A 23,692-nucleotide genomic window follows, 5' to 3' on the forward strand; every position below is an offset into this window, starting at 1 on the left:
AAGTAATGGGGCAAAGGCATTGACGATCGATCAGCGATCTAGAAGATTTCCCGGGGAAACGAAAAAGGCCCTGCTCAGCAGGGCCTTGGTAAAGATCCGAGGAATTGACGAAGATCGGAAAATAGGGCTGGGAGGGTGCTACGGAAGCTCGGGGGCCGCGGCGACGGGCCAGCTCATCCGGATCGTCCCGCCCGATTCCCCACTGGTCACCGAGACGTCGTCGACCAGCCCGCTGATCACCGCGAGCCCCATCTCGTCCTCCCCGTCCACGTCCGGGTCGAGGACGGCGGCGATGCCCGGCACCGACTCGGCGGAACCGCCGGCCGGCCCGGGCACCTCGTCGCCGACCTCGATGGAGAACGACTTCTCCTCCTCGGTCAGCACGACGCGCACGGGCGCGGTCAGGCCGTTGCTGCGGTGCAGTCCGACGGCACGCGAACAGGCCTCGCCCACGGCGAGGCGGACCTCGTCGAGGACGGCCTCCTCCACCCCCGCCCGGCGCGCCACGGCGGCCGCGACGAGGCGGGCCGTCCGAACGTGTTCGGGCTGGGCGCTGAAGCGCAGTTCAACGGTGGCCATGTGCGTCCCCCTCGGACTACGGGCGTGCCTTGACAGGGGCCCGGACCAACCATGGCCCGGTACCCCCGTTCCTCGACGGCTCCCTCGGTATCAGGAGCCGTACGTCAGTCGGTGGCCTGGACGGCGTCCTCCACCGAGGTGTGGATCGGGAACACCTTGGTCAGACCGGTGATCCGGAAGATCTTCAGGATGCGCTCCTGGTTGCAGACCAGACGCAGCGAGCCCTCGTGCGCGCGGACGCGCTTGAGGCCTCCCACGAGCACACCGAGGCCGGTGGAGTCGAGGAAGTCCACTCGCTCCATGTCGACGACCAGGTGGTAGCTGCCGTCGTTCACCAACTCCACCAACTGCTCGCGCAGCTTGGGCGCGGTATACACATCAATCTCGCCACCAACCTCTACGACCGTGCGGTCGCCGACAGTGCGAGTCGACAGGGACAGGTCCACGGATCCTCCAGCACCTTGCTATCGAGCGGCGCCCCCCAGGGGCCTCCCCACCCGAAGGTAGGGGAGGGGATCGGCTGCCGCGATGGCATTCAATCACTTACCGGCAGGCGCGCACGACGCCTTGGGACCATTGTCCCGCACGCCAGTGACACACTCGGTTCCAATGGCCAACACTCACCGCCCCGGTCCACCCACGGCACCCGCCGATCCACGACCCGCTCCCGGCACGGTCCTGGAGCGCCTGTCACGGGGGCCTTCCCGGGCTGCGCGCATCACCCATACGGAGCACTTGCCCCCTCGGGAGGGCCGTCATGCGGTCTGGCCCCATCGCATCCGAACGGATGTCGTAGCCGCGATCCGCGAGGCGGGGATCGACCATCCGTGGGAACACCAGGCCGCGGCCGCCGAGCACGCCCTGGACGGCGAGTCCGTGGTCGTCGCCACCGGAACCGCCTCCGGGAAGTCGCTGGCCTACCTGGCCCCCGTGCTGTCCGCCCTCGCGGACGGCGCCGAGGCACCGAACGGGCGGGGTGCGACGGCCCTCTACCTGGCTCCGACCAAGGCTCTGGCCGCCGACCAGCGGCGGGCCGTCCGGGAGCTGGCCGCACCCCTCAAGAACGCCGTGCGCCCGGCCGTGTACGACGGGGACACCCCCGTCGAGGAACGCGAGTGGGTGCGCCAGTACGCCAACTACGTGCTGACCAACCCCGACATGCTGCACCGGGGGATCCTGCCCTCCCATCCCCGCTGGTCCTCCTTCCTGAAGGCCCTGCGCTACGTGGTCATCGACGAGTGCCACAGCTACCGCGGGGTGTTCGGCTCCCACGTCGCCCAGGTACTGCGGCGGCTGCGCCGGCTGTGCGCCCGCTACGGCTCCGAACCCGTCTTCCTGCTGGCCTCCGCAACCGCCAGCGACCCCGCGGCCGCCGCGTCCCGGCTGACCGGCGTACCGGTCACAGAGATCACCGACGACGCCTCCCCGCGCGGCGAGGTCGTCTTCGCCCTGTGGGAGCCGCCGCTGACCGACCTCAGGGGCGAGAAGGGCGCCCCGGTGCGCCGGACCGCCACCGCCGAGACCGCCGACCTGCTGACCGACCTGGTCGTACAGGGCGTGCGGACCGTTGCCTTCGTCCGCTCCAGGCGCGGAGCCGAGCTGATCTCCGTGATCGCCAAGGAGCGGCTCGCGGCGGTGGACCGGTCCCTGCCCGGGCGTGTCGCCGCCTACCGGGGCGGCTACCTGCCCGAGGAGCGGCGGGCCCTGGAGCGGGCCCTGCACTCCGGGGAGCTGCTGGGACTGGCCGCGACCACCGCCCTGGAACTGGGCGTGGACGTGTCCGGCCTGGACGCCGTGCTGATCACCGGCTACCCGGGCACGCGGGCCTCGCTGTGGCAGCAGGCCGGGCGCGCCGGACGCTCGGGGCAGGGCGCCCTGGCCATCCTGGTCGCCCGGGACGACCCGCTGGACACCTACCTGGTCCACCACCCGGAGGCCCTGTTCCGCCAGCCGGTGGAAGCCACCGTCCTCGACCCCGACAACCCGTACGTCCTGGTCCCGCACCTGTGCGCAGCCGCCGCCGAGCTGCCCCTGACCGAAGCCGACCTGGACCTCTTCGGCCCCGCCGCGCGCGGCCTCATGCCCCAGCTGGAGGCGGCGAAACTGCTGCGGCGCCGGGCCACGGCCTGGCACTGGACCCGCCGCGAGCGGGCCTCGGACCTGACCGACATCCGCGGCGGCGGGGGCCGCCCGGTGCAGATCGTGGAGGCCTCCACCGGCCGGCTGCTGGGCACCGTCGACGAATCCGCCTCGCACACCGCCGTCCACGACGGCGCCGTCCACCTCCACCAGGGCCGCACCTACCTGGTGAAACACCTGGACCTGGAAGACTCCGCCGCCCTGGTCGAGGAGGCGAACCCGCCCTTCTCCACCACCGCGCGCGACACCACCTCCATCTCCGTCCTGGAGACCGAGACCGAGATCCCCTGGGGCGCGGCCCGGCTCTGCTTCGGCTCCGTCGAGGTCACCAACCAGGTCGTCTCCTACCTGCGCCGCAAGCTGGTCACCGGCGAGGTGCTCGGCGAGACCAAGCTCGACCTGCCGCCCCGAACCCTGCGCACCCGGGCCGTGTGGTGGACGGTGACCGAGGACCAGCTGGACGAAGCCCGGATCAGCCCGGAGATCCTCGGCGGCGCCCTGCACGCCGCCGAGCACGCCTCCATCGGCCTGCTCCCGCTGTTCGCCACCTGCGACCGCTGGGACATCGGCGGCGTCTCCGTCCCGCTGCATCCGGACACCCTGCTGCCCACGGTCTTCGTGTACGACGGCCACCCGGGCGGCGCCGGCTTCGCGGAGCGGGGCTTCCGGACGGCCAGGGCCTGGCTGACCGCCACCCGGGACGCCATTGCCGCCTGTGAGTGCGAGGCGGGCTGCCCCTCCTGCATCCAGTCCCCCAAGTGCGGCAACGGCAACGACCCCCTCCACAAGCGCGGCGCCGTACGCCTCCTCACCCGCCTCCTCTCCACGGCCCCCTGACCCCCTCCCGGAGCGGCTCCCCGGCGGGCGCACGGGCCTGCTCCCCACCGGGCTCTCCGTCGCCCCCGGCCGACCCGGAGGGGGCGCCGGGGCCGGAGGGACCGGCAGGCTCTCCGGCAGGCCCCGCAGGCCCGGCAGACCCCGCAGATCCGGCGGAGGCCTTAGGTCCGGCAGGCCCCGCAGGCCCCGCAGGCCCGGCAGGCCCGGCAGGCCCGGCAGGCCCGGCAGGCCCGGCAGGCCCGGGAGGCCCCGCAGGCCCGGCAGGCCCGGGAGGCCCGGGAGGCGGGGCCACCGGCGGCCCCGCCCGGGCGGCGGACTCGGGGGTGAAAGGTCCGGCCCTGACGCCGGCCCGGACCTCGGCCACCTCGCCGCCGACCTCGCAGGCGGCCAGCACCGCCCCCTGGGCCCCGGCCACCCGCCGGGCCGCCCCACAGGCCCGCTCGGGGCCGTGCGCCCAGGTCGCGGCCGCCGCCAGGGCCGCCAGATCGGCCGCCGCGCCCGCCCGGTGGCGGGCCACCACCGCCTGCCCGAGCAGCAGCACACCCCCGAACACCGCCACCAGCACCGCGGCCACCACGGTGGCCCACACCGTCGCGACCCCGCGGTCCCGCTCACGGCCCCACGAGCGCGGCCCCCGGACCCGTACCCCGCTCATGGCGGCGGCCCCACGCTGTCCTCCGCCAGAGCCACCGCTCGCGCCCCGAGCCGTACCGGCAGCCCGCCCGGCCCCGGCGCCGGAGCGGCCACCCGGACCCGCCACAGGTCACCGGACCGCTCCACCTCCACCTCCGCCCCCTCCGGGGCGGCCTCCCGGGCCGCGGCCACCGCCGCCTGCACCGGCTCGGACCGGGCCGCCGCCCGGGCACCCGCCCGGGCGGCGTCCACACACCGGATCTGCGCGGCCGCCGCCATCAGCGCCCACACCAGCAGCGCCGCGAACAGCACCAGAGCCGGAATGACCACAGCGGCCTCGGCCGTCACATATCCGCGATCACCGATTCCCGGCCGCTTTCGCTCAGAAGGGCACATCGAGTGCCTTCCCGATGGTCGACTGGAGTGCCGCCGACACCACGTCGCTCGTCACCACCTTGTACAGGACCGCCGCGAACGCACACGCCGCGATCGTGCCCATGGCGTATTCCGAAGTCGACATTCCCGCATCACCCCCGCGCCCCTTCAGTACCGCCCGCAACCGAATCCGGATGATCCTCATGACAACCTCCTGTGGGATTACGTTCTTGATCTGATTTCAGTTTTTGATTCCGGCGGCCCGCCCGGCGCGCGTCACCGCTGCGACAGCAGTCCCGACGCCATTCCGATCACCACCGGCGCCACCCCGACCGCGAGGAACGCGGGGAGGAAGCACAGCCCCACCGGAGCGGTGACGAGCACCGCCGCCCGTTGCGCCCGGGCGCCCGCCCGCCGGGAGCGGTCCGCCCTCAGGGCCGCCGCCAGACGGGAGACCGGCTCCGCCGCCGGCGCCCCGGTCCGCGCGGCGCGCTCCAGGCACTCCGCCAGCCCCCGGGCACCGGGTATCTCCGCCAACCTCCCCCACGCGGACCCCGGTTCGCCGCCGAGGCGCAGCTCCGCACCCGCGAGCGCCAGCCGCTCGCCCACCGGGCCGCCCAGCGACTCCCCGACCACCTCGGCCGCCTCCACGGGCCCCGCCCCCGCCGCGAGGCAGGCCGCCAGGAGATCCGCCGCGAACGGCAACTGCACCTCCGCCTCGCGCAGTTCGGGCCCGTTGGACGGCCGGGCCCGCGCGACCAGCCGCCGCACCAAGGACGCCGCGCCGGACCCGACGAGTGCCTCCGGACCCCACACCGGCCCCCGCCGCTCCGGCCCGGCCCGGAAGAGCAGCGCGGTCCTGCGCCGGACCACCCGCCGACCGAGCCTCGCCAGCACCGCCGAGGCCGGCCACCACACCAGCGCCGCCACGCACAACGCCGTCCCCAGCCTGTGGACCGCGGAACCGTCCATCACCGCTCCCCCGTGCGTACGATCCGCCGGCACCACAGCAGCCCCAGCGCCTCCAGCAGCCCGCCGGCCAGCAGGCAGCCCCACCCGACCGGGGAGTGCAGCAGCACCCGCAGAGGATCCGCTCCCAGCGCGGTGCCCATGAGCAGGCCCACCAGCGGCAGCAGCGCGAGCACCACCGTCGTGGACCTGGCCCCCGCGAGCTGGGCCCGCAGCGACTCCTCCCGGTCCCGCTCGGCCCGCAACGCCCCTTCCAGCCGGTCGAGTCCGGCCGCCAAGCCCGCTCCCCCGTCGACGGAGACCCGCCAGCAGGCCGCCATCCCGGCCAGCCCGCGCGCCCCCGGCTCACGCGCCGCCTGGTGCAGGGCCCCGGCCACGTCCCCGCCGAACGCGGCGGCGGCCAGTACCCCCGCCTCCGCCGCCCCCGGACCGCCGGGACCGGCCTCCGTGCGCCGTATCGCCACGGTCAGCGCCCTGCCCGGCTGGGCACCGGCCCGCAGCTCCCCCACGACGGCCCCGCACAGCTCCACGACCCCCGCCGCACGGGCGGCGCGCGCCCGCTCCCGGGCCCTGGCCCGCAGCCAGCGCCGCAGCAGCGGCACCGATGCCGCGCCGAGCAGCAGCGGGATCAGCGACCCGCCGGCCACGGCGACCAGCAGCCCGGCCGCCAGGCCGGCCCACTCCCGCCACCGGGCGGTCCGTACCCGCAGCGCGGCCGCCAGCCGCTGCCCGGGAGCCGGCCCGCCCGGAACCAGCGGTCCGCCCCCGGCCAGGACCAGCCGGGCCCGCCGCGGTGACCGCTCGCCGCCGGCCAGCCCCCAGGCCGCCGCCCCGGCGCAGAGCACCCCGGCGAACACCGGCACCGACCCGAGCGCCCCGGCGTTCACCGCGCGCTCCCCAGCAGCGGGGCGAGCCGCGCCCAGCCGGCCTCCCGCACGAAGCAGCGCGGCCCCCAGCGCAGTGCGGGCACGGTCACCACCAGCCCGGCCGGGTCCCGCTCCAGCACGTGCACCTCGGCCACCCGCCGCCGACCGGCCCGGTCCCGGACCAGGTGGACCACCAGGGTCAGAGCGGCCGCCAGCTGGCTGTGGAGGGCGGCCCGGTCGAGCCCGGCGGCCGTCCCGAGCGCCTCCAGCCGGGCGGGCACGTGCCCCGCCGCATTGGCGTGCACCGTGCCGCAGCCTCCTTCGTGCCCGGTGTTCAGGGCGGCGAGCAGGTCGGCCACCTCCGCACCCCGCACCTCGCCGACCACCAGCCGGTCGGGCCGCATCCGCAGGGCCTGGCGGACCAGGTCTGCGAGGGTGACCAGCCCGGCCCCCTCCTGGTTCGCGGGCCGGGTCTCCAGCCGCACCACATGGGGGTGGTCGGGGCGAAGCTCGGCGGAGTCCTCGGCGAGCACGATCCGCTCACCCGGCCCGACCAGCCCCAGCAGGGCGCTGAGCAGGGTGGTCTTCCCCGTCCCGGTCCCGCCGGAGACGAGGAACGACAGCCGGGCCTCGACCATCGCCCGCAGGAGGCGCTGTCCGCCCGGCGGCAGTGTCCCGGCGGCGACCAGCTCGTCCAGCGTGAACGCCTTGGGCCGCACCACGCGCAGCGACAGGCACGCCGATCCGACCGCCACGGGAGGCAGCACGGCGTGCAGCCGGGTGCCGTCGGGCAGGCGGGCGTCGACCCAGGGCCGGGCGTCGTCCAGCCGCCGTCCCGCGACGGCGGCCAGCCGCTGGGCCAGCCTGCGCACGGCCTCGGGGTCGGCGAAGGTCACTGGGGTCAGCTCCAGCCCGCCGCCCCGGTCCACCCACACCCGGTCCGGGGCGGCCACGAGGACGTCGGTGACGGCGGGGTCGGCGAGCAGCGGCTCCAGCGGCCCCGCGCCCACCAGCTCGGACCGCAACTCGGCTGCCACGCCCAGCACTTCCGCGTCGCCGAGGAGCCGCCCCTGTGCCCGCAGGGCCGCCGCGACCCGGGCGGGCGTGGGCTCGGCCCCGCTCTCGGCGAGGTGCTGGCGCACGGCGTCCAGCAGCACCGCGCTCATGCGGGCACCCCCTGGGCGGAGCCGAGCGCCCGCCGCCAGAAGCCGTCGCAGAAGCGGGCCAGCGTGCCCCGCGCGCCCGGGGGTTCCCCCTCGGCCACCCTCCCCGGGAGCCCCACCTCGACCGGTACCTCCCCGGCGAGCGGCGCTCCCAGCAGCCCTGCCACCGCTTCGGCGTCGAGCCCGTCGGGACAGCGGCCCCGCACGACCACGCGGACGTCCCGGGCCACCATGCGCACCCCGGCGGCCACCCGCGCCGCCGCGGCCACCGACCGCAGCTCGCCCGGCACCACCAGCAGCACGAGGTCCAGCTGGGCCAGCACCTCCGCCACGGCCTCGTCCACCCGCCGGGGCAGGTCGACCACCACGACCCCGCCCCGCCTGCGGGCGGCGGCCACGACCGACCGCATCGCGGCGGGCGGCACCACCACCCGCTCCCCGCGGTCCCAGCTCAGCACCCGCAGCGCGTGCAGCTCGGGCAGGGACTCCTCCAGCGCCCCGGCCCCGACCCGGCCGCGGGAGGCGGCGAAGTCGGGCCACCGCAGCCCCTCGGCGCTCTCGCCGCCGAGCAGCACGTCCATGCCGCCGCCGAGCGGGTCGGCGTCGATGAGGATGGTGCGCTCACCGCCCTTGGCCGCCCGGAGGGCGAGCGCGCAGGCGAGGGTGGACGCCCCGGCCCCGCCGCTGCCGCCGATCACCCCGACGGCCAGGGCGGGCCGTCCCGCGCCTTCCACGACATCGGCGATGCGGTCGACGAGCAGGCTCTCGGCGTCGGGCAGGCGCAGTACCTCCTGGGCTCCGATCTCCACGGCCCGCTGCCACACGGAGGGGTCGTCGAGGTCCCGGCCGACGAGGAACACGCCGTCCCGGCGGGGTGCTCCGCGCACCCGGCGGGCGGCGTCGTCCCCGACCAGCACCAGGGGTGCGGAATCCCATCCCGTGCCCCGCACCCCCGGGGTGCCCCCGCCACCTCCGTCGCCACCGGCTCCGCCCTGTTCCGGCACGGCGTGGTGCACGTGCGGTTCGGCGCCCGCGGCGGCGCACAGCCGCAGCAGGTCGTCGAGGAGCAGCGGGTCCTCGGTGATGATCAGCGGCCGCCCTCCACCGGGCGCGGCGCCCCCGGCGCGGCCCCGGGCCCCACCCCCACCGGCCACCACGGGTGCCTGCGCTTCACACGACTTCGATCCAGCCACGATCTCCGCCCCCTTCTCACTGCAAATCCACGAGCCGCGGACTTCGCGGCTGGAATCACGGTGGAGGGATCCGGAAAAAGAAGTGGATCTTGCTCGAAAACTGTGGACAAGAAGGCGCCTGTGAATAACTTCGCCACACCATCAGGTGAGTTCCACAGCGCTGCGGAACCACTACGCAGCGTTACGAGTCTGGAGGAGTAAAGGCCTGCGCCAGGCGGGCCCGTCGAGAAGGAAGGCCGAGATGATGGTCGCCGCAGACCGGGTGAAGGGGACGCGAACCGCGTCCGGACATGCGACGACCCCCGCCGGGGGGGAGAGCGGGGGTCGTCCCCACGGTCCGACTCGGGGGGGGAGGAGCCAGACCGGGTTAGCACGGTCGCGAACGATCCGTGACTTCCATGGTGTACCCGAGAGCCTTCTCAGGCAAACCCACGCGCCACACCTTACGCCGAATGGTGGGCGCATATGCTCGGGTCGTGGAAAATCAGCCCTTGCCGCACTCGCTGCCTCGGACCGCCGCCTTCTTCGACCTGGACAAGACGGTCATTGCGAAGTCGAGCGCCCTGACGTTCAGCAAGTCCTTCTACCGGGGCGGCCTGATCAACCGCCGCGCCGTGCTGCGGACCGCCTACACCCAGTTCATCTTCCTGGCCGGCGGCGCCGACCACGACCAGATGGAGCGGATGCGGGAGTACCTCTCCGCGCTCTGCAAGGGGTGGAACGTCCAGCAGGTCCGGGAGATCGTCGCCGAAGCGCTGCACGACCTGATCGACCCGATCATCTACGACGAGGCCGCTTCCCTCATCGAGGCCCACCACACGGCCGGCCGTGACGTGGTGATCGTGTCGAGCTCCGGCGCCGAAGTCGTCGAGCCGATCGGGGAGATGCTCGGCGCGGACCGGATCGTGGCCACCCGCATGGTGGTCGGCGAGGACGGCTGCTTCACCGGGGAGATCGAGTACTACGCCTACGGCCCCACGAAGGCGGAGGCCGTGCGCGAGCTCGCCGAGTCCGAGGGGTACGACCTCGCGCGGTGCTACGCGTACAGCGACTCGATCACCGACGTACCGATGCTGGAGGCCGTGGGGCACCCGCACGCCGTAAACCCCGACCGCGCACTGCGGCGCGAGGCAGCCGCGCGGGAGTGGCCGGTCCTGGTGTTCAACCGGCCGGTGCGGCTGAAGCAGCGCCTGCCCGGGCTGTCGATGCCGGCGCGGCCCGCCCTCGTCGCGGTCGCGGCGGTCAGCGCGGCAGCGGCCACCGCCGGGCTCGTCTGGTACGCCAGCCGCCGGCGCGCGGGCGCCTCCGCCTCCGCCTGACGCTCCCGGGGCGGGCCTCCGCCCGCCCCGCCCGCATCCCCGCGGGCAGCGCCCCGCCCCCCTTCGATGCCTCGTCGACACATCCCGACCTGGGGCGATACGGGATGTCCGGTTCGCCCTGGGTCGCCCCGGAAAGTAAAGGAATCCGGCCAGGGGTTTCGCTCGGCACCGAAGCGGAGTACAAAGGAGTCACGGCCCGCGAGACCAAAGAACATCCGAGAGGATCATCTTTAAAACGCAGTAAGGCCCACGGACCGAAGCAGGAACGCCGAGCACCCACGCGACGTCGACCCGTCGATTACGGGCCAGCCGCACCAGGCCACGGGCAAAGTTCCCGGCCTGATGGGCAACCATCGAGGACGCTTGGTAACTGGGCGTGAATGCCAGCGGCGACACCAGAGCAGTACGGTGTCGCCGCAACCCTGTGCCCGGGCCGGGCCGGTGCGCCCGACCCGACCGGAAAGGCCCAGGCCGCACCGCCCAGGCCGCGCCGCTCAGGCCGCGCCGCGCTGGAGCGCCTCGCAGACCGCGGTCGATTCGCGCACGCCGAGCTCGACCGAGCGGCCGCAGTGCCCGATCCACTCCGCCATCCCCTCCGCGGTCCCGGAGACGTACCCCTCGAACGCCTTCAGATAGGCCTCCGGCCCCTGCTCGGCGTGGCCGACCTCCGCCGGGCAGATCGCCTTCGGGTCCAGCCCGCTGTTGATCAGCACGATCCGCTCGGCCGTACGCGCCACCAGCCCGTTGTACGAGGCGAAGGGCCGCAGGGCCAGCAGCTCCCCGTGCACCACCGCGGCCGTGACCAGCGCCGGAGCGGATCCGCCCGCGATGACCAGCCGGGACAGGCCGTCCAGCCGGCCCGCGACCTCCTCGGCGCCCGGGAGGGGCAGGTCCACCAGGGGCTCGTCCACCGGCTCGCCCGCCAGCCGCGGCCGGCCGACCACGTCACCGGCCCCGTCGGCCGCCGGTCCCGTCGCCCCGCACGCCACCAGGTGCAGGCGCGCCAGCACCCGCATCGGGGACTGGCGCCAGATGCTCAGCAGCTGCCCGGCCTCCGCCGTCAGGCGCAGCGCGGCGCCCACGGTGCGCGCCTCGTCCTCCGCCCCGAAGTCGGTACGGCGGCGCACCTCCTCCAGCGCCCAGTCGGCACCGGACAGCGCGGCGCTGCCCCGGGCGCCGCGCAGGGCGGCCTCGGAGGTGATCTCGCCACTGCGCCGGCGCATCACCCGGTGCCCGTAGACGCGGTCCACGGCCTTGCGTACGGAATCCACGGACTCCGCGACCCCCGGCAGGGATCCGAGGGCCGCCAGCGGGTCAGAAGCGCTACTCATAAGTAGGGAGCCTACGCACTTCGCGCCCATAGCACCGACCCCTCCTTGGAGTGGTCTTCTTCACTCACCTTGACCACACCGCGCGACCGACCCGCTACGCTTGGTGAACATGAAGATCGCTTTCGTGGGAAAGGGCGGCAGTGGCAAGACGACGCTGTCCTCCCTCTTCATCCGCCACCTCGCAGCCAATGAGGCTCCCGTCGTCGCGGTGGACGCCGACATCAACCAGCACCTCGGGGCGGCCCTCGGGCTCACCGACGAAGAGGCCGCCGGGCTGCCCGCCCTGGGCGCGCACCTGCCCCTGATCAAGGAGTACCTGCGCGGCTCCAATCCGCGCATCGCCTCGGCCGACAGCATGATCAAGACCACGCCGCCCGGCGCCGGCTCGCGCCTGCTGCGCATCACCGAGGACAACCCGGTCTACGAGGCCTGCGCGCGCACGCTGCCGCTCGACGACGGGGATTCCGTACGGCTGATGGCGACGGGCCCCTTCACCGAATCCGATCTGGGCGTGGCCTGCTACCACTCGAAGGTCGGCGCGGTCGAGCTCTGCCTCAACCACCTGGTCGACGGCGCGGACGAGTACGTCGTCGTCGACATGACGGCCGGGTCCGACTCCTTCGCGTCCGGCATGTTCACCCGCTTCGACGTGACCTTCCTCGTCGCCGAGCCGACCCGCAAGGGCGTCTCCGTCTACCGCCAGTACAAGGAGTACGCCCGGGACTTCGGGGTGGTGCTCAAGGTGGTCGGCAACAAGGTGCAGGGCCCGGAGGACATCGAGTTCCTCCAGGACGAGGTGGGCGAGGACCTGCTCGTCACCTTCGGGCACTCCGACTGGGTGCGGGCGATGGAGCGGGGCCGCCCGGCCGCGTTCGAACTGCTGGAGGCGAGCAACCGGCTCGCGCTCCAGGCCCTCCAGGACGCGGCGGAGGACTCCTACGCGGCCCGCGACTGGGGCAGGTACACCGAGCAGATGGTGCACTTCCACCTGCGCAACGCCGAGAGCTGGGGGAACGCCAAGACCGGGGTCGACCTGGCGGACCAGGTCGACCCCGCCTTCGTCCTCCACGAGGCCCTGGTCAGCCCTCGTCCTGCGCCGCTGCCGGCTCCTCAGCCGGCTTGACCTTGTCCGCACCCGACGGGGCGGCCGGGACGGCCGGCGGCCCCGCGGTGAGGAACTTCGTCCAGCCCTCCTTCGGCGCCTCGCCGACGTCGAGGGTGCGCATCCACTCCAGCGTCTTCGGGTTCTGGGCGTCCAGCCAGTCGGCCAGCTCGCGGAAGGGCACGCACCGCACCTCCGGCTTGGTGCACATGCCCTTGATGGACTCCTCGACGGCCCGCATGTAGGTGCCGCCGTTCCACGACTCGAAGTGGTTGCCGATGATCAGCGGTGCGCGGTTGCCCTGGTAGGCCCGGTCGAAGGCCTGCCGCAGGCCGTCGCGCATCTGGTCGCCCCAGTACTGGTGCTGGGAGGGGTCGCCCTGCGTGGTCGTACCGGACTGGTTGACCATGTAGTTGTAGTCCATGCTCAGCGTGTCGAAGGCGCGTCCGGGCATGGGCACCAGCTGGAGCGGCAGGTCCCAGAGCCCGTCCGTCTTCTTGGGCCAGATCTGCTTGCTGATGCCGCTGGAGTCGTAGCGGAAGCCCATGTCCTTGGCCGCCAGCATGAAGTTCTTCTGGCCTTCGAGGCAGGGGGTGCGGGCCCCGATCAGCTCCTTGTCGTAGTCGAAGGGGAGCGGGGCCATGTTCTTCAGGCCCGCGTTCGTCTTCCAGTTCTTGACGAACGACTTGGCCTGGTTGATCTCGCTCTTCCACTCCGCCACCGACCAGGTGCCGACGCCTCCGTCGGGGCCGCAGAAGTGGCCGTTGAAGTGGGTGCCGATCTCGTTGCCCTCCAGCCAGGCCGCGCGGACCTGGGTGGCGGTGTCCTTGATGCCCTGGAGGTCGCCGAAGCCGATGTCGGACAGGCCCGAGGAGTGCTGCGGCGCGGTGTAGAGGGAACGCTTCTCCTCCGGAAGCAGGTACACACCGCTGAGGAAGTACGTCATCCGGGCGTTGTACTGCTTGCCCACCTCGCGGAAGTGCGAGAAGAGCTTCTGGCTGTCCTCGCCCGCGCCGTCCCACGAGAACACCACGAACTGCGGGGGCTTCTCACCGGGTTTCAGCTTCTGCGGCGCCTGTACGTTCGGCTGCGAGCCGGTGTAGGCCGTCGAGCCGTCGCCGATGAGGCGGTTGAGGCTGCCGGGAGCGTCCGGGGCGGCGGGGCCCTTCCTCGCACCCTGGCCCCCGTGGGCCCCGGGCTTGTCCGGCCCGGAACCGCTGCACCCGGCGGCACACAGGACCAGGGCCGTGGCGACCAGGCCGCCGGCGATCTTCTTCGTGGCGGCGATCATCCGCACACCTCTCCCTCGCAATTCCATCGCGGGACCTTTCGCGATGGAACGTCCCATGCGGTCCGCTTTTAGGAAGGTGTGACAAGCCAGACAAAATACTTATTCACTCTTGAGTGCTATTTTCTAGGCCATTTGCTCCCATTACCACCCAAGGTTCTTTACTCTCCATTACCATTCATTTACCGAGTGTTGAGACTCCCGCCGCTTCATCCCTCCTCAGAGGAGACGGGAACCCATGACAGCCACCCCAGCCGCAAACCCAGCCACAACCCCGGCCGCAAACCCGGCCCCGACGGCCACGACCGGCCCGCAGAAGCGAAGTCCGCTCAAGGACCTCCCCGCGGACCTGTCCGCGTCCGCCGCCGTCTTCCTGATCGCCCTGCCGCTCTCCCTCGGCATCGCGCTCGCCACAGGCGCCCCGCTCCAGGCGGGGCTGGTGGCCGCGGCCGTGGGCGGGATCGTGGCCGGCCGGTTCGGCGGAGCCCCTCTCCAGGTCAGCGGTCCGGCCGCCGGACTCACCGTGGTGACCGCCGAGTTGATCCAGCACTACGGCTGGCGCACCACCTGCGCCATCACCGTGCTCGCCGGCGTCTGCCAGCTCGGGCTCGCACTCCTGCGCACCGCCCGGTCGGCGCTCATGGTGAGCCCGGCGATCGTGCACGGGATGCTCGCCGGCATCGGCGTGACCATCGCGCTGGCGCAGCTGCACATCGTGCTCGGCGGCAGCCCGCAGAGCTCCGCCGTGGCCAATGTCCTCGGACTGCCCGCCCAGTTGGCCGACCCCCATCCGGCGGCGCTCGGGGTGAGCGCGCTGACGCTGTGCGTACTGCTGGGCTGGAGCAGGCTGCCCGGGCAGGTGGGCCGCGCGCTGCGCAAGGTGCCGGCCGCGCTCGCGGCCGTCGCCACCGCCACCGCGTTCGCGGCACTGGCCGGGCTCACCCTCCCCCGGGTGGACCTGCCGTCCTGGCGCAGTCACGCACTGCCCGAGCTGCCCGAGGGGCCGGTGCTCGGCCTGATCGCCGCCGTCCTGACCATCACACTGGTCGGCAGCGTGGAGTCCCTGCTCTCCTCGGTCGCCACCGACAAGCTGATCGCCTCCGAGCGCGGTACGGACAACCGCCCGCCCCGCGCCGACCTCGACCGCGAACTCCGCGGCCAGGGCGCGGCGAACATCGTCTCCGGAATGCTGGGCGGACTGCCCGTCACGGGCGTGGCCGTGCGCAGCGTGGCCAATGTGAAGTCGGGTGCCGTCAGCCGAAAATCAGCCATGTTCCACGGGCTGTGGGTGGTGCTGGCGGCGGGGCTGCTCGTCCCCGTCCTCGACCTCATCCCGCTCGCGGCGCTGGCCGCCCTGGTGATGGCCGTCGGCGTGCAGATGGTCAGCATCACGCACCTGCGTACGGTCACCCGGCACCGCGAGGTGCTGGTCTACGCGACGACCATCGCCGCCGTCGTGCTGGGCGGGGTGCTGGAGGGCGTGGCCGTCGGAATCGCGGTCGCCGTGGCGCTGTCCCTGCGCCGGCTGGCCCGGACCCGGATCACGCTGGCCGAGCTGGACGGCGTCCACCAGGTCTGCGCCCGCGGCCAGTTGACCTTCCTGGCGGTCCCCCAGCTGAGCCGGGTGCTGAGCCAGGTCCCGCACGGCGGGCACGTGGTGGTCGAGCTGGACGGCTCGTTCATGGACCACGCCGCCTACGAGGCGCTCCAGGACTGGCAGAACTCGCATCTGGCGCACGGCGGATCGCTGGAACTCACCGGTCGCGGCGGGCGGGCCCTCGCGGGCACGGGTCCGGGCGAGGAAGCGGACGCCGGTGTGGAATCGGCCAGGGACGTCGGCGCCTACGCGGGTGCGGACGCTCGCGCCGACGGGGCGCCCGGGACGCCTCAGGACCTGGACTCCGGCCCCGTGACCGGCCCGGCCCCGGGCCCCGCCTCCTCCCACGCCGATCACGGCCGGACCGGCTCCAAGTCCGGTGCGGGCGGCGGCCACCGGACCGACTCCGGGCGCGGGGCGCACCACTGCTGCCGGCCCTGGACGCCCTGGCAGAACCACTGCGACCACCGCGCGGTGCACAGCCCCGGCCTGGCGGCGGGTCCCGGCGGCGCGGTCGCGCGTACGGTCCCCAGCGCTTCCGGAGTCCCGGCCTCCGAGACGGCCCCCCGGCGGCGCGGAGCCGGCCAACTGGCGAGCGGGATCAGCGCCTTCCAGCGGGACACCGCACCGCACGTCCGGGACGAGCTGGCCCGGCTGGCCCGCGAGGGTCAGCGGCCCTCGCAGCTCTTCCTGACCTGCGCGGACTCCCGTCTGGTCACCAGCATGATCACGGCGAGCGGCCCGGGCGACCTCTTCACCGTCCGCAACGTGGGCAACCTCGTCCCACTGCCCGGCGCCGAGGCCACCGACGACTCGGTCGCCGCGGCGATCGAGTACGCCGTGGACGTGCTCAAGGTCGCCAGCATCACGGTGTGCGGGCACTCGGGCTGCGGGGCCATGCAGGCCCTGCTGAACTCGCACGCGGAGGCCCCGATGACCCCGCTGATGCGCTGGCTGCGGCACGGCCGCCCCAGCCTGGAGCGGATGGGCAGCCGACACCACGCCTGGGCCCGGATCTCCGGGCGGCTCCCGGCGGACGCCGTGGAACAGCTCTGCCTGACCAACGTGGTGCAGCAGCTGGAGCACCTCCGGGCCCACGAATCGGTGGCCCGCCGACTCGCCGAGGGCACGCTGGAGCTGCACGGGATGTACTTCCACGTGGGCGAGGCGCAGGCCTATCTGCTGTCCGAGGGAGAGGACTTCTTCGACTGTCGGGTTTTCGACAGCGTCGGCCAGAGCGTTTGATCGGTGACCCGCTCGAACCGATAGCCTCCCGTATCCGTGCAAGCTGTTGGCCCCTTCCCGCACCCTGCAGCGGGGAGGGGCCATTCGTACGCCGTGGCTCTGCCCTGGTTCTGCTCGTGGACCCGCTCGCCGACGTGCGCCGCGACCCTCCCGGTCGTGATATAGGTCTAAACCAATTCTCGGCTACCCCTTGTCACCTGGGCATCCGACTGATGAGCTATGCCGGGAGACACAGCTATGCCCGGGGACAACGGAAACTCTGGGAAAGGGAGATGTCGTGAGCACTGAAAGCCTGGCCAACCTGCTCAAGGAGGAGCGGCGGTTCGCACCGCCTGCCGATCTGGCCGCCGCCGCCAACGTGAACGAGGCGGCGTACGCACAGGCCGACGCGGACCGGCTGGGCTTCTGGGCCGAGCAGGCGCGCCGGCTGAGCTGGGACACCGAGCCCACTGAGACCCTCGACTGGAGCAACCCGCCCTTCGCCAAGTGGTTCGCCGACGGCAAGCTGAACGTCGCGTACAACTGCGTGGACCGGCACGTGGAGGCCGGCAACGGCGACCGCGTGGCCATCCACTTCGAGGGCGAGCCCGGCGACAGCCGCTCGATCACCTACGCCCAGCTCAAGGACGAGGTCTCCCAGGCCGCCAACGCCCTCACCGAGCTCGGTGTCCGGGCGGGCGACCGGGTCGCCGTCTACCTGCCGATGATCCCCGAGGCGGTCGTCGCGATGCTCGCGTGCGCCCGTGTCGGCGCCGCGCACTCGGTGGTCTTCGGCGGCTTCTCCGCCGACGCCGTCGCCTCCCGCATCCAGGACGCCGACGCCAAGCTGGTGATCACCGCCGACGGCGGCTACCGCCGCGGCAAGCCCAGCGCCCTCAAGCCGGCCATCGACGAGGCCGTCACCAAGTGCCCGCAGGTCGAGCACGTCCTCGTCGTGCGCCGCACCGGCCAGGACACCGCCTTCACCGAGGGCCGGGACGTCTGGTGGCACGACCTGGTCGGCCGCCAGGCCACGGAGCACACCCCGCAGGCCTTCGACGCCGAGCACCCGCTGTTCATCCTCTACACCTCGGGCACCACGGGTAAGCCGAAGGGCATCCTGCACACGTCGGGCGGCTACCTCACGCAGGCCTCGTACACCCACCACGCCGTCTTCGACCTCAAGCCGGAGACCGACGTCTACTGGTGCACCGCCGACATCGGCTGGGTGACCGGGCACTCGTACATCGTCTACGGGCCGCTCGCCAACGGCGCCACCCAGGTGATGTACGAGGGCACGCCGGACACCCCGCACCAGGGCCGGTTCTGGGAGGTCGTGCAGAAGTACGGCGTCACCATCCTCTACACCGCGCCCACGGCGATCCGTACGTTCATGAAGTGGGGCGACGACATCCCCGCGAAGTTCGACCTGTCGAGCCTGCGCGTGCTGGGCTCGGTCGGCGAACCGATCAACCCCGAGGCCTGGATCTGGTACCGCAAGCACATCGGCGGCGACCGCTGTCCGATCGTGGACACCTGGTGGCAGACCGAGACCGGCGCCATGATGATCTCCCCGCTGCCGGGCGTCACCGCGACCAAGCCCGGTTCGGCGCAGCGCGCGCTGCCCGGCATCTCGGCCACCGTCGTGGACGACGAGGCCAACGAGGTCCCGAACGGCGGTGGCGGCTACCTGGTCCTCACCGAGCCGTGGCCGTCGATGCTGCGCACCATCTGGGGTGACGACCAGCGGTTCATCGACACCTACTGGTCGCGCTTCGAGGGCAAGTACTTCGCGGGCGACGGCGCCAAGAAGGACGACGACGGCGACATCTGGCTGCTCGGCCGGGTCGACGACGTCATGCTCGTCTCCGGCCACAACATCTCCACGACCGAGGTCGAGTCGGCACTCGTCTCGCACCCCTCGGTCGCCGAGGCGGCCGTGGTCGGCGCGGCCGACGAGACCACGGGCCAGGCGATCGTGGCCTTCGTGATCCTGCGCGGCACCGCCTCCGAGACCGAGGGCCTGGTCGCCGAGCTGCGCAACCACGTGGGCGCCACGCTCGGCCCGATCGCGAAGCCCAAGCGGATCCTGCCGGTGGCGGAGCTCCCCAAGACCCGTTCGGGCAAGATCATGCGACGTCTGCTGCGCGACGTGGCGGAGAACCGCGCCGTCGGCGACGTCACCACGCTGGCCGACTCCTCGGTGATGGACCTGATCCAGACGAAGCTGCCCAGCTCCTCCGACGAGGACTGACGGCAGCGGGCCCCCCGCGCCCCTGGGGGCGTCCGGCGCACAGCGCGCCGGACGCCCCCCGCCCGTTTAAGGTGAAGATCACCCGATATGGCCGAACGGGCCCTGCAAAAAACGGACCCTGTAAAATATGAAAAGCGTCAAGATGTGACGCCCAAATGTCTCAGGGTGCGCCGGGAAGTCTGGTCGGCAACTGCATGTGTCATGCCGTCGACCGACCGGAGGTTCCTCCGTGGCACCGCCCACCCCCCGCCACAAGCTGCTCGGCCGCCTCTCGCTGCCCGAGCGCCGCTTCGTCGCGAACGCCCTGCGCACGGAGACCGTCGGCGGCGTCCTGCTGCTGGTGGCCGCGATCGCCGCCCTCCTGTGGGCGAACGTCCCCGCCGTCTCGGCGAGCTTCGACAGCGTCCGCTCCTTCCACCTGGGCCCCGCCTCCCTCGGCCTGGACCTCTCCCTCCAGCACTGGGCGGCCGACGGCCTCCTCGCGATCTTCTTCTTCGTCGCCGGCATCGAGCTCAAGCGCGAACTCGTCGCGGGCGACCTGCGCGACCCCAAGGCGGCCGCCCTCCCGGTGATCGCCGCGATATGCGGCATGGCGGTACCCGCACTCGTCTACCTGCTGGTCAACACCCTCGGGAACGGCTCCACCTCCGGCTGGGCCGTCCCGACCGCCACCGACATCGCCTTCGCCCTCGCCGTCCTCGCGGTCATCGGCACCTCGCTGCCCTCCGCGCTGCGCGCCTTCCTGCTGACCCTGGCCGTGGTCGACGACCTGTTCGCCATCCTGATCATCGCGGTCTTCTTCACCAGCGACCTGAACTTCGCGGCGCTCGGCGGCGCCGTCGCGGGCCTGGTCCTCTTCTGGTTCCTGCTGCGCGCCGGCGTCCGCGGCTGGTACGTCTACGTCCCGCTCGCCCTGGTCATCTGGGGCCTGATGTACAACAGCGGCGTCCACGCCACCATCGCCGGCGTGGCCATGGGCCTGATGCTCCGCTGCACCCGCAGGGAGGGCGAGCAGCATTCCCCGGGCGAGCGCATCGAGCACCTGGTGCGTCCCCTGTCCGCCGGACTGGCGGTGCCGCTCTTCGCCCTCTTCTCCGCCGGGGTCTCCCTTTCGGACGAATCCATCGCACAGGTCTTCACCCGCCCCGAGACCCTCGGCGTGGTGCTCGGCCTCGTCGTCGGAAAGACCGTCGGCATCTTCGGCGGCACCTGGCTGGCCGCCCGCTTCACCCGGGCCGAGCTGAACGAGGACCTCGCCTGGCCCGACGTACTCGCCGTGGCCTCGCTCGCCGGCATCGGCTTCACCGTCTCCCTGCTCATCGGCGAACTCGCCTTCGCCGGCGACGAGGTCCTCACCGACGAGGTCAAGGCCGCCGTACTGGTCGGCTCCCTCATCGCGGCGGTCGTCGCGAGCGTCATGCTCAAGCTGCGCAACCGCAAGTACCGGGCCCTGACCGAGGCCGAGGAGCGCGACGAGGACCACGACGGGATCCCGGACATCTACGAGCAGGACAACCCGGACTACCACCTGCGGATGGCGAGGATCCACGAGGAGAAGGCGGCCGAACACCGCCGCAGGGCAGAGGCAGTGGCCCTCGCGCGGGACCTGAGTACGGATCCGGCCGGGGGCGAAGCGGCGGGCGGGTCCAGCGCCCGCGCCGACCGTCCGGCATGATCTGAGGGACGACGGAGGACAGCCGCCGGCAGACGACGACAGAGGGAGACAGAGATGAGCGCAGTGGACCAAGGGGCTCCGGGAGCCGAGCGCACACTCGGCCAGCTGGTCGCCGCGGCCACCGCCGAGATGTCCGCCCTGGTGCACGACGAGATCGCCCTCGCCAAGGTCGAGATCAAGCAGGACGTCAAGCGCGCGGGCATCGGCAGCGGCGCCGCGATCGCCGCAGGCGTGCTCGTGCTCTTCTCCCTCCCCGTACTGAGTTTCGCCGCGGCGTACGGCATCCACAATCTCGGCCTCGGGCTGGCCTGGTCCTTCCTCATCGTCGGTGGCGCGTTCTGGCTGCTCGCGGGCTTGATCGGGCTCCTGGCGGTGGCGAAGTTCAAGAAGATCAAGCCGCCGGTGAAGACCATGGACTCCGTCAAGCAGACCGCCGCGCTGGTGGGAACCGTCAAGCCGCACCCGCGGCCGTACAGTGACCAGGCTGTGGGTGTGGCACGCTCGTCCTCATGACAGCGTCCTCGGCCGACTCCGGCACTCCGCCCACCGCCGCCACGGCGGTACGGCTCGACCTGCCCGGCGGGCGGGCGGTGACGCACCGGGACGTCGCCGCCAACGGCGCCCGCTTCCACGTCGCGGAGGTCGGCGACGGGCCGCTGGTACTGCTGCTGCACGGGTTCCCGCAGTTCTGGTGGACCTGGCGGCACCAGCTGACCGCCCTCGCGGACGCCGGGTACCGCGCCGTGGCCATGGACCTGCGCGGGGTCGGCGGCAGCGACCGCACCCCGCGCGGCTACGACCCGGCGAACCTGGCGCTCGACATCACCGGGGTCGTACGGTCCCTCGGCGAGCCGGACGCCGCCCTCGTCGGACACGACCTGGGCGGCTACCTCGCCTGGACGGCGGCCGTGATGCGGCCCAAGCTGGTGCGCCGGCTCGTGGTCTCCTCCATGCCGCACCCGCGCCGTTGGCGCTCGGCGATGATGGCCGACTTCGGCCAGACCCGCGCGAGTTCCCACATCTGGGGGTTCCAGCGGCCCTTCATCCCCGAGCGGCAGCTCGTCGCCGACGGCGGGGCCCTCGTCGCGGAGCTGATCCGGGACTGGTCCGGGCCGCTGCTCCCGGAGGACGCCGATCTCGACGTGTACCGGCGGGCGATGTGCATCCCGTCCACCGCGCACTGCTCGATCGAGCCCTACCGCTGGATGATGCGGTCGATGGCCCGCCCGGACGGACTCCAGTTCTACCGGCGGATGAAGCGGCCCGTGCGGGTGCCCACGCTGCACCTGCACGGCTCGCTGGACCCGGTGATGCGCACCCGCAGCGCGGCCGGCTCCGGGGAGTACGTCGAAGCCCCGTACCGCTGGCGGCTCTTCGAGGGTCTGGGGCACTTCCCGCACGAGGAGGACCCGGACGGTTTCACCACCGAACTGCTGAACTGGCTCAAGGACCCCGAGCCCGACCGCTGACGGACCACCGCCGGCCGGGCAGGGTCGACGGACCACCGCCGGCCGGGCACGGTCGACGGACCACCGCGGCCGGGCCGCTGACGGACCGTCGGTGGAGCCCCTGACGGACCGTCCGCGAAATGCCCGACGGACCCCGCCCCCTCGTGCGACGGTCTTACGGTCATTCAATTGCCCGGCGCATAGGCCAATTGGCCGCCCCGGACGGGGTTACGGACCTTGGACCCCGGGCACAGCTCGTTGTATGGGCTGGACGCACGACCACGGTGACACCGCACGCGAACGCCGCTCGACCAGGGTGCCGGGCACGCACGACAGGACCGGCCGGGACGGCCACGACCCCCGGCTCGGGATTCCGCGCATCCTCCGCCGCCGCGCCCGCTGGGTCTCGGCGCGGCTGCGCCATCCACGCATGTAGGAGCAGCCGGTGACGCGCCCGGGAGCGGCGCCCCGGCGGCCGGTACGCACCCGCGTACGGGTCAGAGGGCGCAGCCCTGGGTGTCCACCCGGCGCTCGGCGGTCTTCCCGACGCGGATGTCCTCGCGGATCTCGTCCGCCGTCAGGGCATAGCCGGTGTTCGGGTCGTCGAGCGACTTCGCGAAGACGACCCCGTACACCCTGCCTTCGGGCGTCAGCAGCGGGCCGCCGGAGTTGCCCTGGCGGACGGTCGCGTACAGCGAGTACACGTCGCGGCGGACGGTGCCCCGGTGGTAGATGTCCGGGCCGTTGGCGTTGATCCGGCCGCGGACACGGGCCGCGCGGACGTCATAGGCGCCGTTCTCCGGGAAGCCGGCCACGATCGCGTCGCTGCTGCTCGTCGCGTCCTTGTCGGTGAACTCCAGCACCGGGGCCTTCAGCTTGGGCACGTCCAGGACGGCGATGTCGCGCTCCCAGTCGTAGAGCACGACCTTGCCGTCGTAGAGCTTGCCCTCGCCGCCGATCTGCACGGTGGGCTCCACGACCCCGCCGACGACGTGGGCGTTGGTCATCACCTTGCCCGGAGCGAAGACGAATCCGGTGCCCTCCAGGACCTTGCTGCAGCTGGGCGCGGTGCCGACGACCTTCACGATCGAGAGCTTGGCCTGCTGGGCGACCCCGCTGCGGGCGAGGGCCGGGTCGGGGGCCTTCACCTCGGTGATCGGCTCGTTCGAGAACGGGCTGAAGACCTGCGGGAAGCCGTTGCGGGCGAGGGTGGAGCTGAAGTCCGAGAACCAGGTGTTCGCCTGGGCGGGCAGCACGCGCGACACGCCGAGGAGCACCTTGGAGTTGCGGACCTCCTTGCCCAGGGTGGGCAGCGAGGTCCCGGCGAGCGCCGAGCCGATCAGCCAGGCCACGAGCAGCATGGCGACGACGTTGACCAGGGCGCCGCCGGTCGCGTCGAGCGCGCGCGCCGGGGACCAGGTGATGTGGCGTCTGAGCCGGTTGCCCAGGTGGGTGGTCAGCGCCTGGCCGATCGAGGCGCAGATGATGATGACCACGACGGCGATCACCACCACGGTGGTGGACACCTGGGTGCCGTTGTCGGTCACCCGGTCCCAGATCAGGGGCAGCAGGGACACGGCGATGAGGCCACCGCCCAGGAAGCCGATCACCGACAGGATGCCGACGACGAACCCCTGGCGGTAGCCGACGATCGCGAACCACACGGCGGCGACCAGCAACAGGATGTCCAGCACGTTCAC

The 23,692-nt window shown here is 72.7% G+C and carries 21 protein-coding genes; 9 read left to right on the forward strand and 12 right to left on the reverse strand.

Annotated features, from left to right (window positions below; genetic code table 11):
- Positions 1-138: 138 nt before the first annotated feature.
- Together ACZ597_RS05715 and bldG are read right to left on the reverse strand one after the other, a co-directional pair.
- The gene (locus tag ACZ597_RS05715; RefSeq protein WP_471325431.1) at positions 139-579 is read right to left on the reverse strand and encodes an ATP-binding protein; all 441 of its coding nucleotides are present in this window, start codon (positions 577-579) and stop codon (positions 139-141) included.
- Between the two features lie 104 nt (positions 580-683).
- Positions 684-1,025: an anti-sigma factor antagonist BldG gene (gene bldG / locus ACZ597_RS05720; RefSeq protein ID WP_007264942.1), complete on the reverse strand. Its 342-nt coding sequence runs from the start codon at positions 1,023-1,025 to the stop codon at positions 684-686.
- Positions 1,026-1,107: 82 nt separating this feature from the next.
- Between bldG and ACZ597_RS05725 the strand changes: the two genes are divergently transcribed.
- Entirely contained in the window at positions 1,108-3,555 is a 2,448-nt protein-coding gene (locus tag ACZ597_RS05725; protein WP_471325433.1) for a DEAD/DEAH box helicase, read from the forward strand.
- Here ACZ597_RS05725 and ACZ597_RS05730 read toward each other — a convergent pair.
- The 7 genes from ACZ597_RS05730 to ssd all read right to left on the reverse strand — a co-directional run bounded on the left by ACZ597_RS05730 (position 3,527) and on the right by ssd (position 8,718).
- Complete coding sequence (locus tag ACZ597_RS05730) at positions 3,527-4,210, reverse strand: Rv3654c family TadE-like protein (RefSeq protein WP_471325436.1); 684 nt, start codon at positions 4,208-4,210, stop codon at positions 3,527-3,529. The two genes, ACZ597_RS05725 and ACZ597_RS05730, sit on opposite strands and share 29 nt — an antisense overlap.
- Positions 4,207-4,584 (reverse strand): TadE family type IV pilus minor pilin, encoded by a 378-nt coding sequence (locus tag ACZ597_RS05735; RefSeq protein ID WP_471325438.1) that lies wholly within the window; start codon positions 4,582-4,584, stop codon positions 4,207-4,209. Before ACZ597_RS05735 ends, ACZ597_RS05730 begins: the two co-directional genes overlap by 4 nt.
- Positions 4,571-4,768, reverse strand: coding sequence for a DUF4244 domain-containing protein (locus tag ACZ597_RS05740; RefSeq protein WP_405980037.1), 198 nt, complete (start codon positions 4,766-4,768; stop codon positions 4,571-4,573). Before ACZ597_RS05740 ends, ACZ597_RS05735 begins: the two co-directional genes overlap by 14 nt.
- Before the next feature lie 71 nt (positions 4,769-4,839).
- Positions 4,840-5,535 carry a type II secretion system F family protein gene (locus ACZ597_RS05745; RefSeq protein ID WP_471325442.1) on the reverse strand — a complete coding sequence of 232 codons (696 nt, stop codon included), beginning with the start codon at positions 5,533-5,535 and terminating at the stop codon, positions 4,840-4,842.
- Entirely contained in the window at positions 5,535-6,419 is an 885-nt protein-coding gene (locus tag ACZ597_RS05750) for a type II secretion system F family protein (RefSeq protein ID WP_471325445.1), read from the reverse strand. Before ACZ597_RS05750 ends, ACZ597_RS05745 begins: the two co-directional genes overlap by 1 nt.
- On the reverse strand, positions 6,416-7,564 hold the full coding sequence (locus ACZ597_RS05755; RefSeq protein ID WP_471325448.1) for a TadA family conjugal transfer-associated ATPase: 1,149 nt from the start codon (positions 7,562-7,564) through the stop codon (positions 6,416-6,418). The genes ACZ597_RS05750 and ACZ597_RS05755 overlap by 4 nt, the downstream gene beginning before the upstream one ends.
- On the reverse strand, positions 7,561-8,718 hold the full coding sequence (ssd, locus tag ACZ597_RS05760) for a septum site-determining protein Ssd (protein WP_471326748.1): 1,158 nt from the start codon (positions 8,716-8,718) through the stop codon (positions 7,561-7,563). Before ssd ends, ACZ597_RS05755 begins: the two co-directional genes overlap by 4 nt.
- Before the next feature lie 488 nt (positions 8,719-9,206).
- Between ssd and ACZ597_RS05765 the strand changes: the two genes are divergently transcribed.
- On the forward strand, positions 9,207-10,073 hold the full coding sequence (locus ACZ597_RS05765; RefSeq protein ID WP_471325451.1) for an HAD-IB family hydrolase: 867 nt from the start codon (positions 9,207-9,209) through the stop codon (positions 10,071-10,073).
- A gap of 494 nt (positions 10,074-10,567) precedes the next feature.
- Here ACZ597_RS05765 and ACZ597_RS05770 read toward each other — a convergent pair whose 3' ends face one another.
- Positions 10,568-11,404 carry a Fic family protein gene (locus ACZ597_RS05770; protein WP_471325454.1) on the reverse strand — a complete coding sequence of 279 codons (837 nt, stop codon included), beginning with the start codon at positions 11,402-11,404 and terminating at the stop codon, positions 10,568-10,570.
- Between the two features lie 109 nt (positions 11,405-11,513).
- Between ACZ597_RS05770 and ACZ597_RS05775 the strand changes: the two genes are divergently transcribed.
- A complete protein-coding gene (locus tag ACZ597_RS05775) occupies positions 11,514-12,527 on the forward strand; it encodes an ATP-binding protein (protein ID WP_471325456.1) in 1,014 nt (337 codons plus the stop codon).
- Here ACZ597_RS05775 and ACZ597_RS05780 read toward each other — a convergent pair.
- Positions 12,484-13,797, reverse strand: coding sequence for a polysaccharide deacetylase family protein (locus ACZ597_RS05780; protein WP_471325458.1), 1,314 nt, complete (start codon positions 13,795-13,797; stop codon positions 12,484-12,486). The two genes, ACZ597_RS05775 and ACZ597_RS05780, sit on opposite strands and share 44 nt — an antisense overlap.
- A gap of 235 nt (positions 13,798-14,032) precedes the next feature.
- On the opposite strand from ACZ597_RS05780, the gene ACZ597_RS05785 reads away from it, so the two are divergent.
- The 6 genes from ACZ597_RS05785 to ACZ597_RS05810 all read left to right on the forward strand — a co-directional run bounded on the left by ACZ597_RS05785 (position 14,033) and on the right by ACZ597_RS05810 (position 22,428).
- Entirely contained in the window at positions 14,033-16,636 is a 2,604-nt protein-coding gene (locus tag ACZ597_RS05785; protein WP_471325460.1) for a SulP family inorganic anion transporter, read from the forward strand.
- A gap of 277 nt (positions 16,637-16,913) precedes the next feature.
- A complete protein-coding gene (gene acs / locus ACZ597_RS05790) occupies positions 16,914-18,869 on the forward strand; it encodes an acetate--CoA ligase (RefSeq protein WP_471325463.1) in 1,956 nt (651 codons plus the stop codon).
- Positions 18,870-19,098: 229 nt separating this feature from the next.
- The gene (nhaA, locus tag ACZ597_RS05795; protein WP_471325466.1) at positions 19,099-20,544 is read left to right on the forward strand and encodes a Na+/H+ antiporter NhaA; all 1,446 of its coding nucleotides are present in this window, start codon (positions 19,099-19,101) and stop codon (positions 20,542-20,544) included.
- Between the two features lie 54 nt (positions 20,545-20,598).
- On the forward strand, positions 20,599-21,057 hold the full coding sequence (locus ACZ597_RS05800) for a phage holin family protein (protein ID WP_471325469.1): 459 nt from the start codon (positions 20,599-20,601) through the stop codon (positions 21,055-21,057).
- On the forward strand, positions 21,054-22,013 hold the full coding sequence (locus ACZ597_RS05805) for an alpha/beta fold hydrolase (RefSeq protein ID WP_471325472.1): 960 nt from the start codon (positions 21,054-21,056) through the stop codon (positions 22,011-22,013). The genes ACZ597_RS05800 and ACZ597_RS05805 overlap by 4 nt, the downstream gene beginning before the upstream one ends.
- Before the next feature lie 241 nt (positions 22,014-22,254).
- Positions 22,255-22,428 carry a hypothetical protein gene (locus ACZ597_RS05810; protein ID WP_471325473.1) on the forward strand — a complete coding sequence of 58 codons (174 nt, stop codon included), beginning with the start codon at positions 22,255-22,257 and terminating at the stop codon, positions 22,426-22,428.
- Between the two features lie 61 nt (positions 22,429-22,489).
- Here the strand turns inward: ACZ597_RS05810 and ACZ597_RS05815 are convergent, their stop codons facing one another.
- On the reverse strand, positions 22,490-23,692 hold the full coding sequence (locus tag ACZ597_RS05815) for a MarP family serine protease (RefSeq protein WP_471326751.1): 1,203 nt from the start codon (positions 23,690-23,692) through the stop codon (positions 22,490-22,492).

Source organism: Streptomyces sp. NPDC040718 (genome assembly GCF_055593565.1).

Coding starts and splice junctions, on each gene's coding strand:
- ACZ597_RS05745 (WP_471325442.1), bottom strand. CDS start 5,535: ATGGACGGTTCCGCGGTCCACAGGCTGGGGACGGCGTTGTGCGTGGCG.
- ACZ597_RS05725 (WP_471325433.1), top strand. CDS start 1,108: ATGGCATTCAATCACTTACCGGCAGGCGCGCACGACGCCTTGGGACCA.
- ACZ597_RS05780 (WP_471325458.1), bottom strand. CDS start 13,797: ATGATCGCCGCCACGAAGAAGATCGCCGGCGGCCTGGTCGCCACGGCC.
- ACZ597_RS05740 (WP_405980037.1), bottom strand. CDS start 4,768: ATGAGGATCATCCGGATTCGGTTGCGGGCGGTACTGAAGGGGCGCGGG.
- ACZ597_RS05715 (WP_471325431.1), bottom strand. CDS start 579: ATGGCCACCGTTGAACTGCGCTTCAGCGCCCAGCCCGAACACGTTCGG.
- ACZ597_RS05765 (WP_471325451.1), top strand. CDS start 9,207: ATGGTGGGCGCATATGCTCGGGTCGTGGAAAATCAGCCCTTGCCGCAC.
- ACZ597_RS05730 (WP_471325436.1), bottom strand. CDS start 4,210: ATGAGCGGGGTACGGGTCCGGGGGCCGCGCTCGTGGGGCCGTGAGCGG.
- ACZ597_RS05800 (WP_471325469.1), top strand. CDS start 20,599: ATGAGCGCAGTGGACCAAGGGGCTCCGGGAGCCGAGCGCACACTCGGC.
- ACZ597_RS05735 (WP_471325438.1), bottom strand. CDS start 4,584: ATGTGCCCTTCTGAGCGAAAGCGGCCGGGAATCGGTGATCGCGGATAT.
- ACZ597_RS05775 (WP_471325456.1), top strand. CDS start 11,514: ATGAAGATCGCTTTCGTGGGAAAGGGCGGCAGTGGCAAGACGACGCTG.
- ACZ597_RS05805 (WP_471325472.1), top strand. CDS start 21,054: ATGACAGCGTCCTCGGCCGACTCCGGCACTCCGCCCACCGCCGCCACG.
- ACZ597_RS05810 (WP_471325473.1), top strand. CDS start 22,255: ATGGGCTGGACGCACGACCACGGTGACACCGCACGCGAACGCCGCTCG.
- ACZ597_RS05755 (WP_471325448.1), bottom strand. CDS start 7,564: ATGAGCGCGGTGCTGCTGGACGCCGTGCGCCAGCACCTCGCCGAGAGC.
- ACZ597_RS05770 (WP_471325454.1), bottom strand. CDS start 11,404: ATGAGTAGCGCTTCTGACCCGCTGGCGGCCCTCGGATCCCTGCCGGGG.
- ACZ597_RS05785 (WP_471325460.1), top strand. CDS start 14,033: ATGACAGCCACCCCAGCCGCAAACCCAGCCACAACCCCGGCCGCAAAC.